Annotated in this window: 9 protein-coding genes and 1 pseudogene; 5 read left to right on the top strand and 5 right to left on the bottom strand. The window is 47.7% G+C overall.

Going from position 1 to position 13588, the window contains the following annotated elements; all coding sequences use genetic code 11:
- Positions 1-29 precede the first annotated feature (29 nt).
- The 4 genes from Q5076_RS05250 to Q5076_RS05235 form a co-directional block, all read right to left on the bottom strand.
- Positions 30-1691 (bottom strand): glycoside hydrolase family 32 protein, encoded by a 1662-nt coding sequence (locus Q5076_RS05250; RefSeq protein WP_303011399.1) that lies wholly within the window; start codon positions 1689-1691, stop codon positions 30-32.
- A gap of 231 nt (positions 1692-1922) precedes the next feature.
- Positions 1923-3659, bottom strand: a complete 1737-nt coding sequence (locus Q5076_RS05245; protein WP_303011398.1) for a RagB/SusD family nutrient uptake outer membrane protein — start codon at positions 3657-3659, stop codon at positions 1923-1925.
- 18 nt (positions 3660-3677) lie between these two features.
- A complete protein-coding gene (locus Q5076_RS05240; RefSeq protein WP_303011397.1) occupies positions 3678-6800 on the bottom strand; it encodes a TonB-dependent receptor in 3123 nt (1040 codons plus the stop codon).
- 291 nt (positions 6801-7091) lie between these two features.
- Positions 7092-7961: a patatin family protein gene (locus tag Q5076_RS05235; protein WP_303011516.1), complete on the bottom strand. Its 870-nt coding sequence runs from the start codon at positions 7959-7961 to the stop codon at positions 7092-7094.
- 212 nt (positions 7962-8173) lie between these two features.
- On the opposite strand from Q5076_RS05235, the gene Q5076_RS05230 reads away from it, so the two are divergent.
- From Q5076_RS05230 to Q5076_RS05220, 3 genes are all read left to right on the top strand, one after another.
- Positions 8174-8701 carry a hypothetical protein gene (locus tag Q5076_RS05230; RefSeq protein ID WP_303011396.1) on the top strand — a complete coding sequence of 176 codons (528 nt, stop codon included), beginning with the start codon at positions 8174-8176 and terminating at the stop codon, positions 8699-8701.
- 51 nt (positions 8702-8752) lie between these two features.
- On the top strand, positions 8753-8878 hold the full coding sequence (locus Q5076_RS05225) for a hypothetical protein (RefSeq protein ID WP_303011395.1): 126 nt from the start codon (positions 8753-8755) through the stop codon (positions 8876-8878).
- Between the two features lie 142 nt (positions 8879-9020).
- Entirely contained in the window at positions 9021-10205 is a 1185-nt protein-coding gene (locus tag Q5076_RS05220; protein ID WP_303011393.1) for an aminopeptidase C, read from the top strand.
- Positions 10206-10233: 28 nt separating this feature from the next.
- Here Q5076_RS05220 and Q5076_RS05215 read toward each other — a convergent pair.
- A pseudogene (locus Q5076_RS05215) lies at positions 10234-10394 on the bottom strand (DNA-binding response regulator); the annotation flags it as partial.
- A gap of 78 nt (positions 10395-10472) precedes the next feature.
- On the opposite strand from Q5076_RS05215, the gene Q5076_RS05210 reads away from it, so the two are divergent.
- Together Q5076_RS05210 and Q5076_RS05205 are read left to right on the top strand one after the other, a co-directional pair.
- Complete coding sequence (locus tag Q5076_RS05210) at positions 10473-11162, top strand: hypothetical protein (protein WP_303011392.1); 690 nt, start codon at positions 10473-10475, stop codon at positions 11160-11162.
- Between the two features lie 39 nt (positions 11163-11201).
- Positions 11202-13082: an alpha-L-fucosidase gene (locus Q5076_RS05205; protein WP_303011390.1), complete on the top strand. Its 1881-nt coding sequence runs from the start codon at positions 11202-11204 to the stop codon at positions 13080-13082.
- Positions 13083-13588: the final 506 nt, after the last annotated feature.

Here is a 13588-nt window from a genome sequence, read left to right as displayed (position 1 = left end):
ATATCAACTGGTATTAGAATTATTACAGACTACACACCTGCCTGCCAAATGGACTCGACAGAAAAAATCTCAAGATTCTTTATTTCAATACGGTTACCCCAGAAATGGAGCCCTTCCTTATTATTCACGTCCGGACGACGTTCCATAGAATACGAATACAAGCCGCCGTCGATAAACACCTCGATGGAAGTACGGTCGATATATATATCGGCAGTCAGTTCCATACTGGTAGGGTCCTGAGGGGAATAAAAACGCCCGTTGACAGTATTGGCATTCATATCATAATCAATAATACGTTGTCCGAACAAATTCAAGCCGGCGCTTGTTGCATGGGAAAGCTTAAAAGTCGTTTTGATACGAAGACAGTCCGTATCGTAAAACTCCTTCAACAGCCGGTTCGCCTCATCCGACGAAAGAGCGCTCCACGAACGCACGGGTTTAAACAAAGCCTCGGTTTCTTTCACGGGAACACTGACCAGACGGATACCGTCTTTTGTCGTCCGCAACGTCAGTTCGGTAGGAAGCATCATCATCCCGTTGAAAGGCATGTCCGGATGGGAAATCCTTCCCCACCCTATCTGGATACGCCGGCCGTCAGTTGCCGGAATGTTGTTGATGGTCTGCCCCGCATAAATACTGCCTGTCGTATAACAGTGCTTTCCGGATTCAGGAGTGAACACCTTTCCATCGAAAGAACCCAACATATAAGTACCGGAAGCACCGTACATCACCCACTTGGTATGGTTCTTATCCCCGTCCACAGGAAGTTCGAACAATTCGGGACATTCCCAGAAACCCGTTACATGGCTCCGGTAAGTCCAGTCTTTCAAATCGGCGGAAGTATAAATGGAATGCCCGTCACGTTCATTGAGTACCATTACCCAATGTTTGGAAGGCTCGTACCAGAACACCTTCGGGTCACGTGTATCCACCGAGTTCCACTTAGCCTTAGAATCAATCACGGGATTTTTCTCATATTTCGTAAACGTGTACCCATTGTCAAGACTGTAAGCGATGCACTGTACCTGCTTGTCAGGTCCCGCAGCAGTATAAACCGCCACCATGGCGGGCGTCTCCCCCTGATTAAATCCGGCGGTATTGCCATAATCAATCACCGCCGAACCGGAAAACATGGTTCCCAGACAATCGGGATAGAGAGCGTCGGGCTGCTCCGTCCAATGCACGAGGTCACGGCTTACGGCATGTCCCCAGTGCATATTCTCCCAATCACGCTCATAAGGATTATGCTGATAATAAAGATGATATTCGCCACGATGGTAAACCAGCCCGTTGGGGTCATTAATCCAACCGCGACGGGTTGTGAAATGGAACTGCGGACGGTTCTTTTCCTTATACATTCCATCACCTTCCGCCAACCGGTCAGACTGGTAAACCTTACTCAATCCGGCTTCATCCCCTTCATAAGAAATTTTCAATACCTTACCCTTGAAAGCCGAGACATCCTTAAACACCCAATAGTCGGCCTCATCCGGTGCCAGACGGATAACCACGGACAAGTCAGGACAACCATCCACAGTAAATGTCATCCGGGCGCGGTCCACTTTATGGGAAACAGGAAAATTCAAATACCTGCCGGTAATCTTAAACGTTCTCTCACCCGCCTCCGCCGATGACAAGGCAAATGCGCAGCTCAAAAATAAAAAACAAACAATATTACGTACGGTTTTCATTACTAAATTATTTTAGCGGGTTGATTAATGAATTAACAAAGACTCGGAAACAAACGGCAACATGTCGGACACTTTCCGCATTTCCAGCGGACAACCGCTTGCCGTCTATGGCGCAAAGATAAGCGTAACGGATAGTTACGCCTATCACATTTGTTTCAGAAGATAAGAAAAATGTTGCTTATCCGCATATAACCTTTGAACGGTGCGCCAATCGCCGCCAAATACAACCTATCAATAATTTTTATTCTGAGTGTACAATCCGGGAATATAATACAACTGGTTGTAAGGTATCGGGAAGAACTCATTTTTACCGGGTTCATAATGAGCATCCTTATAATATTGCGCATAAGTCTGCCCGTCGTACACGCTATTCTGCTCGCTCTCAAAATAAGCGTTCAGAGTTTCAGAAGCAATTCCCCAACGGCGCAAATCAAAATAACGTCCATTCTCCATAGCCATCTCCAAACGGCGTTCCCAACGCAAACATTTCCGCGCCGTTTCCTTATCCTGGAAATAAGACTCCGGATAAAGAGCTATCTCACACTGTTCCTTCGCATAAGAGATATGCTTGTCAACCGAATTAGCCGCACGCCGGCGGATATCATTGATGATAACGCGCGCCTTCTCCAGTTCGTTCAATTCCACCAATGCTTCCGCACGCATAAGCATCACGTCCGTATAGCGGAACACATAGTCGTTCATAGCAAACGCCTGCCAGGAACCATTGTATGTCTCCCCTTTAGAACGCTGCGGAACCTCTTTCAGTGAAGTGTAATACCCATACGTGTTCGGCGTGCGGGAATTATTCTTAGTCATGATATATTCAGCCTCATATTTATAAGGATAAGTCGGCATACCTACCGTATGGAACAAACGCGGGTCCCATTTCTGCCCGTCCGTCTCTCCGTTGACGGGATAGTCTATCTCATCATTATAATCGTCAAACATAGGCAGGCCGTTTTCAGTCTTAAACGCATTCACCAGATTTTGCGACGGCTTATGGAAATCCCATCCGCAAGACCACATCCCCCAGCATCCGTTCAGCACATTCGACCAGTTGGCACGTCCGTAACTCGTATTATCATCCTGGTAATCGGAACATTGCACGGCAAATATAGACTCCTTGCTGTTCTTGCACTCCGGCAAGAAGATATCCCCGTAATCCTCCAGATAACCATATGCCGAGTTCTCCACTTCATCCGTATAAGTCACCACCTTCTCCATATAATCCTCATTGATATAATTCTCGCCGGTAGTAGCCTCGTAACCGTCTCCCCACGCAAGGTTCAGATAACACTTAGCCAGATAAGAAGCGGCGGCAATCTTGTTAACCCGCCCGCCTTCAGCCTGTTCCGCAGGCAATACGTCATAAGCAGCCTTGAAATCCTCAATCACCTTACCGAACAGCTCCTCATAAGTAAATTCATCATTGCGGATTTGTTCAATGCTATTATTCACATACGCCGCCTCGTTAATCCAAGGAACCTGGCGGAATACCACCAGCAGCTTGTAATAAAAATGCGCCCGGAGGAATTTCACTTCAGCGACACGCTGTTCCTTCACACTCGCACCCAGAACCTTATCCCCGTTCCTGTCTAAAGCGACCAACGCCCGGTTACAACGGGAAATGGCACAATACAGACGATACCACAGTTCGTCCATTTCTCCCGGAGTAGTAGCTGTCAGCGTCGACCAAATTTCCAAAGGATGATATCCGGTATCCGTTGTCCCCGACCCACCCTTCAAGCAGTCGTCGGAAGTAATGTCACCGTAAGGAAACAAATTAAACGGATACGAGTACCAACAATCGCCCAGCATGGCATAAGCGGCATTCACCATCTTCTCCGGTTCGGCAAAAGCCTTATCCTCATCAATAACCGCGGTCGGGTTATAATCCAGAAAATCATCGCAGTTTGTCAAAGTCAAACTCATCAAACAAGCTGTCACCAACGTATATATCTTTTTCATAATTCTCTTCTTTAAATATTAAAAACCAAGTTGTAGACCAAATGAGACAGAAGTAGCCAACGGATAATTCCAATCCGGATTTTCCGGGTCCGAACAAGTCAGACTTTTGCTCTTGATAGTCAGAAGATTTTGTCCTGACAAATAAATTCTCGCACTGCCCATCTTGAATTTAGACAAGAATGACGTAGGCAGATTATACCCCACTTGCAGGTTACGGAGTTTCAGATAAGAACCGTTTTCGACGAAATAGGTCGAAGCGCGCCCCTCATCGGCAGTATTATTGGTTGTCAGGGCGGGAATAGTAGAACCGGTATTGTTCGTGTTCCAGGCTCCCAGCAAACGGTTTCCCTTATTTGAACCGGCATCGGTCACGCTCCAGAAGTCCGTCTGAAATTTCTGGTTATTATATACATCCTTGTCATATACCCCCTGCCAAAACATGCTCAAATCAAACCCCTTATAACTCAATGCGATATTCAAGCCGTAAGAGAAAGCCGGAACAGGATTGAAAATCCAGGTCTGGTCATCGGCCGTTATACCGTTTTTGCCGTCCAAGTCCGCATACTTCAAGCCTCCCACACGCGCATTCGGCTGTCCGGAAGCATCCACCTCCGCCTGGTTCTGGAAAATGCCTTCAACCACATATCCCACGATAGAGCCGTAAGGCTGGCGGGACTCCACCAGATTTTCCGTCGTCGTATGAGCGTAGGAACCGGTTGACGTTTCGGGAAGATAAGTAACCCTGTTGCGGAAAAAATCCAGATTGCCGTTCACGTCAATCCCCAGCCCGCAAGCCAGCGTTTTACGATATCCCAAGGTAAATTCCATACCCCAGTTACGTAAAGAAGGACCGTTGGCCCATGATGCGCCGCCTTCGCCCAAAGCACCCAAATAAGCGGGATTAATCAACATATCGTCCACATCCTTGACAAAACCGTCGATTGAACCGTACAAGCTCCCCCCGAAAAGAGTAAAGTCCGTACCGATATTGAACTGTTCCGCCGATTCCCATTTCAAATTAGGATTAGCAATCTGGGTGGCACGATACCCCGACGGGAAAGTCCCGGAAGATTGCAGAAGCAAATCATACGCCGTGGAAGTCACGCGGTCCAACCCGTAATCGGCAACATACAAGCCGAACTGCGCATTATTATCAATTGCCTGGTTACCGGTCTTTCCCCATGAGAAACGGATTTTCCAGTCATCCATCCAATCCTTTTTAAGCAACTTCGACAAGCGTAACCCCAAAGTAGCGGCAGGAAAAGTTCCCCAACGGTTATCCTTGCCGAAACGTGAAGAACCGTCACGACGGATCGTAAACGACGCCAGAATCAAATCATCATAATTATAATCCAGCTTGCCGAAGAAAGAAGCCAATCTGTATCCCACCTTGGCGCCGGAATTTCTCATAGTCCCCGTCGCCGCGTTCGGCCACATATAATCCTTATCTTCTACTGCATACTCCTCCGAATAGGCAGAGAAATCAATAACAGACTGTTTAGACATTTCAGTACCCAACAAAACGGTAAAGTCATGCTTGTCCGCCAGCCGGAAATTATAGTTCGCCGTATTAGACCAAGTCCAGTTAGTCTCATTGTTATGAGACAAAGTTGTCTTTGCAATATCATTATTGACAATATCCGAATGATAAGTATAAGTCATCGAATTGATGAAAGAAGAATAATGGTCGATACCGAAATTAGAACGGAGCACCAACCCCTTAACCGGTTTTATCTCCACATACCCGTTGCCGAACAAACGCCAGTAATCCAGATGATTGTCACGGTTGTCATAGGACTCGCGCAACGGATTCTGCCGGTCGCTCATTCCGCCGACCGGACCGGCAAAAGTCGTCCCGTCCTCCTCATACACAGGAACGGTAGGAGCCATCTTCAAGGCATTTTCCATCGGGGCGCAATCCACCTGGCTGGTGTAAGTCACCGTGAAGTTCTCACCGACAGTCAGATACTTGTTCACATTATAAGAAGAATTCATACGGGCGGATATATTCTCAAAATCCGTATATTTCAAGATTCCGTTATTCTTCTTATAGCCCAACGAGAACATGGTGGAATGTTTGTCATTGGCATGAGAAAGAGAAAGGTCGTAATTCTGAGAGAATCCGGTACGGGAAATCTCGTCCAGCCAGTCTGTATCGGAAAACTTCATCGTCTTCTTCTGGTTGATGTAACCGTCATACAAGCCGTTTACCGTATAATCCACATAACTCTCCGTCGCCGGATTCCAGACAGTGATGGGCGTACCTGCAGCAGCATTCAGGTTCAAGCCATAATTGCTGGCATAAGCCACCGGGTCCAATCCGTCGTTCAAAGCCGCCTGCGCCATTGCCGTCGCATATTCCGATGTATTGGAAAGTTTCATCAAAGATTGGGGAGTATAGAACTGCGCAGTCAGATTAGCGGAAAAATCCACTTTTATCTTATCCGCTTTCTTCCCCTTTTTAGTAGTGATGATGATTACTCCGTTCGAAGCACGCGAACCGTATATGGAAGCGGAAGCCGCATCTTTCAAAACCTGCATGCTTTCGATATCATTCGTATTCAATGAATTCAACGCGCGGGTGGTAGGCACTCCGTCAACAACATACAACGGATCTTGTGAAGAATTGAAAGAACCGATACCGCGTATGCGGACCGTACCCGTACCGCTGGGCGAACCGTTGGAAGTAATCGTCATACCCGGCACTTTACCCTGCAAAGCCCTCATCGGGTCCGCATCGGAGGTCGTTTTCAGCGCTTTCGTTGAAACGACAGCTACCGAACCGGTCAAATCGGCTTTCTTCTGCGTCGAATAACCCGTCACCACCACCTCGTCCAACAACTCGGAATCTTCTTCCAACACGACATTCAACAAAGCCTTCGCTTTCAGCCTGACAGGCTTAAAACCCACATACGAAATTGTCAGGTCCGCCCCCTGTTTCACCGTCAATGTAAAATTACCGTCCAGGTCGGTAATGGTTCCGTTAGCCGTAACCGCGGTTTCAACAACAGATGCGCCGATAACCGGCTGTCCGTCTGTCTTGGAAGTAACGTTTCCCTTTACTGTTATGTTCTGCCCCCAGACAACAGGCATGAAAATGAACAGGAAACAAATGCTGCAAAGAAATTTTTTGTTCTTCATGACATTATGCATTAGTTTAATGTTATTAATTTAAAAATACGAATTTTCTCTTTATCGATGATGCAAATTACGGTTGATTTACGTCAACCGACTAAAAAAAATGTTTCAAAGGCTGTAAGATTTGTTACATAAACCGCTATTTTACAAGGTTTTCCTGCAAAAGGCAAAAACCGATACGATTTTTTACCGGCAGAAAAGGACATCCGAAGCAAACCACACCGGCTTTCAGAAAACAATAGCTGCCGGATATGAAATCCGGCAGCTACCCGTACCTATCGTACCTATTCTATCCTATTTACAATCCCCGAATAAAGCCCTCGTACATGCATACCCCTCCTCATAAAACATCGTCAATTTCCGCACATCCCGTTCGATACGGTCCACAACCACCGGTTTCAACGGACGGACAACGATAACCCTTCCGTCATCCTCCATCCGTTCCACCATTTCCAACTGCTCATTGTAAACGGCGCAGCGGCGGCTGAGCGCCTCCCTCAGCTTCGGATATTTCCGGTACACGAACGGAGGAATACGGATATCCTTCGAATCTTTCCGATAACCGCGGTTACGAGTAAGCACGACCACGTTACGGTCACAACCGTCTTCAATGGCTCTCCGCAAGGGAATGGAATCGACAATACCCCCGTCAAGCATGGGAACGCCGTCCACATAAGCAATGGGACAGACAAAAGGCAGGCTGCTCGATGCCCTGACAATATCAATCACCCTTCGCTTGTCCTTCTTCTCCTCGAAATAGTCCGCCTCTCCCGTAAGGCAGTTGGTAGTCACCATCACAAACCGTTCCGGCGAAGCAAAATACGTTTCGTAATCATAAGGAAGAATATGTTCGGGAAACTCATTGAACAACAAATCGAAATCAAGAATATTACGTTTCTTCAACAAGTATTTCAGACCGATATAATTGTACTTCTCCAACAAATCAATGTTACTGTACCTGGCGCGTCCCCGTTGGCGGGAAGCGTATGACAATCCGTTGCACGCACCGGCGGACACCCCTATCACATAAGGAAACCGGATATTGCAATCCATAAAATAATCGAGTACGCCGCAAGTAAACACTCCGCGCATTCCCCCGCCTTCCAGCACCAGCCCGGTTGCAGGCCCGTCCATTTTCAAATCCTTTCCATATTTCTCCCGCATTCTTGTCTCCCCTCCTTTTTTACGACTATGCAAAACTTCCGTCATCTGCCGCATATTTATGATAAAAACAAACGAAAAAGGCAGATAGTCGGGCAAAAATAATAAATATTCAAACAAAATCTTGCTTTTTTGCTTCAATCTATGTAACTTTAGGCTAACTTAAATTGTTTAAGGAAGAAATCCTAAAAAAGCCCTGCTTGCAGGCAAGCACCATGAGAATACAGTTCGAGATTAAAGAGAATTTGCCGGAAATTATTGAGGAAATCATGCATTCCCCCAAATGGCACACTTCCGTGAAAGAAGAAATTAGCGGCCGGACAACCGTTGTAATCCGTGACCAGGAGTATGGCTCAGAGGCAACCATTGAAATCTACGCCAAATCAATTGAGATTAAAACTGCATGGTCAAAGTACACCTATCGCATATTCGTAGTCAACGGCCTTGTCTGGTGCGAATATGAAGGCGCCTACCGCGGATTGCTGGAACAAGTGCTCTTGCCCACCATCACCCCGAAGGAAAGCTTGCTCGACTCGGAAGTAACTGAAAGCTCGCTCTACGGACGCGAACACAAAAAACTGCGGGAATATGCCGAAGACAATCTGAAACTGAAACAATTCCGCAGAGAGAATTTTGACGAACAGAGAAACGGGACAGCCCCGTTCGACCACCCCAAACGGGTTTACGACGAGTTCATCAAAGAAGACTACATCGTGTCACCCAAACAAGAAAAAACGGAATGAACCGTATCGGATAAGAAAATTCCGGAAACGTCACGGACGATGCCGCCCGGCATGAAACCCGAATTGCCGGTTTCGGAAATAGGCTGCGACATCATCCGTGATGAAGAAATCCGGGGGCTGCACAACGGCAATCTCCCTTCCATCGGTGTGAATATCACCTTCCCCGGACATACTTGACACGCCCGAATGCAATAAAATCCGTCATAGATTGCCTTTTTCACAAAAGTAAACAGGATAATCTGTGCAAATCTGTATAATCTGTGATGAAACTTTCCTATCTTTGTGACCTGAACAAAATTTAATATTAATGTCATTAAGAATGAAAAAAAGTATCCTTATCGCTGCCCTGGGCTTATTCAGCCTAAGTACAATGGCACAAGACGCAAAAACCGAAGAAGGCTTCGTTTTCACGACAGTGAAAGAAAATCCGATTACATCCATCAAAAACCAGAACCGCTCAAGTACCTGCTGGAGTTTCTCAACCCTCGGATTCATAGAATCCGAACTGCTCCGTATGGGCAAAGGCGAGTATGACCTGGCGGAAATGTTCGTAGTGCACAAAACGATGGAAGACCGCGGAATAAACTACGTGCGTTACCACGGTGACAGCTCCTTCTCTCCGGGCGGGAGTTTCTATGACGTACTATACTGCATCAAGAATTACGGAATCGTCCCGCAGGAAGTGATGCCGGGCATCATGTACGGCGACACGCTACCCGTACACAACGAGCTGGATGCCGTCGCATCAGGCTATATCAACGCCATCGCCAAAGGCAAACTGAGCAAACTGACCCCGGTATGGAAAAACGGGTTGAAAGCCATTTACGATACCTACCTGGGAGAATGTCCGGAACAGTTCACTTACAAAGGCAAGGAATACACTCCGAAGACCTTCGCGGAATCGCTGGGGCTGAACTGTGACGACTACGTATCACTGACCTCATATACACACCATCCGTTCTACACCCAGTTCTCCATCGAAATCCAGGACAACTGGCGCAACAGCCTTTCCTACAACCTGCCTATCGACGAACTGATGGCGGTAATGGACAATGCGGTAAACAAAGGATACACATTCGCATGGGGCAGCGATGTCAGCGAACAGGGATTCACCCGTGACGGCATCGCCGTTATGCCGGACGCGACCAAAGGAGCCGAACTCACAGGCTCAGACATGGCACGCTGGACCGGACTGACTGCTGCAGACAAACGCAAAGAGCTGACTTCCAAACCTCTTCCGGAAATGACCGTCACTCAAGAAATGCGTCAGGAAGCGTTTGACAACTGGGAAACGACCGACGACCACGGAATGGTTATCTACGGTATCGCCAAAGACCAGAACGGGAAAGAATACTTCATGGTTAAGAATTCCTGGGGAAAAGCCGGTAAATACAACGGTATCTGGTATGCTTCCAAAGCGTTCGTCGCATACAAAACGATGAACATCGTCGTACACAAGGATGCGCTTCCGAAAGATATCGCCAAAAAATTAGGAATCAAATAAGCCGCCGGCAAAAATTTCACTTGCCGGTCTATTCCGTAAACCGCTCCTTATAACTGTCCTTGGCAAAAAATAGATATTCCCGCCAAAGACAATGCAGAGACGGAAAATCCCGGCAATCTTACGCAGATTCACGATATAAGAACGGCGCACCCGCACGGAATATGCGGGAAGCCGTTCTTCCGTTTTCCGGAATTTGCCACGGCCAATCCCTATATGCCGTATCTCCGTTTCCCATTAGAACAACCGCTCATTAGAACAACCGATGAAATGAAAAGACAAACCCTACTGTTTATCGCAATCTTGTGTTGCGCGGCATTGGCAAAAGCACAGGAAGTCTTTGTAAATGCGGATTTCGTCAGCAGCTACATCTGGCGCGGAACGGATTCGGGCAACGCAAGCGTACAGCCGTCCCTAGGAATCAACTGGAAAGGACTGACCGTCTACGCATGGGGTTCTACGGAATTCCGCGAGAAAAACAACGAAATCGACCTGTCCGTAGAATACGAATACGGAAACCTGATTCTCTACGCCAACGACTATTTTACGCAGACCGCCGAAGAACCTTTCAAATATTTCAACTACAGTTCACACTCCACCGGACACACTTTCGAGTTAGGAGCAGGCTACTTGTTCAGCGAGAGGTTTCCCCTTACCGTCAACTGGTACACCACATTCGCCGGCAACGACTATCGGGAAAACGGCAAACGCGCGTGGTCCAGTTATTGCGAATTAAGCTACCCTTTCGACGTGAAAGATGTGAACATGAGCGTTGAAGCGGGATTTACCCCATGGGAAGGGATGTACTCCGACAAATTCAATATTGTCAACATCGGATTGTCCGCCACCAAAGAGCTGAAAATAACCTCCGGGTTCTCCCTCCCCGTTTTCGGGAAACTGATAGCCAACCCTTACGAAAAACAGCTTTATTTCGTACTCGGATTCAGCATACGGCCATAACACGGCCGCTCATTAATAACATTAAAAACAATTACCCCCATGAAAAAACATCCTCAAATCTTTTACGCAGGCATCGCTTCCCTTTTATTGAACGCCTGCAGTCCGGCAAAAGCCCCGGAAGCAATCTTGCCCGTCCCCGAACCCAAACAAGTGGAATGGCAAAAAATGGAAACCTACGCTTTCGTGCACTTCGGACTTAATACGTTCAACGACCGCGAATGGGGATACGGAGATTCCGACCCCAAAACATTCAATCCTGCCAGGCTGGACTGCGAGCAATGGGTGCAAACCTTTGTCAAATCCGGCATGAAAGGAGTGATTCTGACAGCCAAGCACCACGACGGATTCTGCCTGTGGCCCACGCAACTGACAGAATACTGTATCCGCAACACCCCGTATAAAGACGGAAAAGGCGACATCGTCCGCGAACTCTCGGACGCCTGTAAAAAGTACGGCATCAAGTTTGCCGTCTACCTGTCTCCTTGGGACAGGCATCAGGCGAACTACGGTTCTGCGGAATACGTAGACTATTTCTATAAACAACTCCACGAACTGCTAACCAACTACGGTGACGTATTCGAAATCTGGTTTGACGGTGCCAACGGCGGAGACGGCTGGTACGGCGGTGCAAAAGACAGCCGCACAATCGACCGCAAGACTTATTATGACTATCCCAGAGCTTACCGGATGATTGACGAGCTGCAACCGCAAGCCGTTATCTTCTCGGACGGCGGTCCGGGTTGCCGCTGGGTAGGCAATGAGAAAGGATTCGCAGGAGCCACCAACTGGTCTTTCCTCCGTGCGGGAGAAGTCTATCCGGGATATCCCAAGTACCGTGAACTGCAATACGGGCACGCCGACGGCAACCAATGGGTAGCGGCGGAATGTGACGTTTCCATCCGTCCGGGATGGTTCTATCATCCGGAAGAAGACGGCCGGGTAAAAACCGTAGACCAATTGACGGATTTGTATTACCGTAGCGTGGGACATAATGCGACGCTGCTGTTAAACTTCCCGGTCAACCGTGACGGATTGATTCATCCCGTCGACTCCGCCAATGCCGTAAACTTCCATAAGAATATCCAAAAACAACTGGCCCGCAACCTATTGGCGGGAATCTCCCCCAAAGCATCGGACGAACGCGGAAAAACATTCTCTGCAAAAGCCGTGACCGACGGCGATTACGATACCTACTGGGCCACCAACGACGATGTCACTTCCGCCTCCATCGAGTTCGAGCTGCCCCGGAAAGAAAAGATAAACCGCATGATGTTGCAGGAATACATTCCTTTGGGACAACGTGTCAAATCATTCGTCGTAGAATATGAACAGGAAGGCGAATGGCTTCCCGTAAAGCTCAACGAAGAAACGACCACTGTCGGATACAAACGCCTCCTACGCTTCGAAACAGTCTCCACCGGTAAGATTCGCGTCCGCTTCACGGATTCACGCGCGTGCCTCTGCATCAATAACATCGAAGCATACTACGCGGGAGAAACGCCCGATACGTACACGGCGAAAGCCGAAGAGCTGAAAAGCTATCCGTTCACCCTTGCCGGAATAGATGCGGAAGAAGCGCAGAAGAGCATGGACAAGAACGGGCAAACCACTTGTTTCATCGACGGAAACACACTGTTGATTGATTTGGGAGAAGAACGCACGGTTACTTCGTTCCATTACCTTCCCGACCAGAGCGAATACAACAAAGGAGTAATCGCCGCTTATGAAATCTCTGTCGGCACGGATAGCAACGCAGTAGACCGGGTAGTGGCCAAAGACGAGTTTTCCAATATAAAGAACAATCCGATTCTGCAATCGGTCTACTTCACTCCGGTCAACGCACGTTATATCCAACTGAAAGCGACACGGATGATACAGGACGGGGAACCGATGGGACTGGCAGAAATCGGCGTACAATAATAAGGAGAAGGGACTGATTGGCGAAATCAGGGTAAAGCCTTGCGGCTATTGTTTATCCTCCGTGCAATATCCAATCCCCCGTCTCGCTGCAAATATTTCGTTCCACGACTGTTTTCCTTTCGTTCCACAGATATGGAACGAAAGGAAAACATCTGTGGAACTAAACGTCAACAGTTGTGGAACGAATTAGTATTCGCATAAAAAACAAGTAAGGCATGCGGCGGAACATCTTAACCAGTCCAACCGTGCAAGCTGTATGATACGGTATCACCAGTCCGTTACCCGATGTGCCCGCAACCGTATCCGAATGAAATTTCCCCCTAATGCGCGCGTCGGAGAAAACAGGATTCGCCAAAGCCGGAATTCTGCAGAAAGTTGTTTTCAAAAACGGTGACTTTACAGACGTACATTATTACGGACGGTTAAAGGAACAGTTCCCTCTCTAAAAACGCTCCTCTTTTGCTCAAAAATCTTAAACCTGTGCATTTTTTACTCGGATTTCTTGT

Source organism: uncultured Bacteroides sp. (assembly GCF_958445495.1).
Taxonomy (GTDB): domain Bacteria; phylum Bacteroidota; class Bacteroidia; order Bacteroidales; family Bacteroidaceae; genus Bacteroides.
This window is presented reverse-complemented; position numbering and strand designations above follow the sequence as displayed.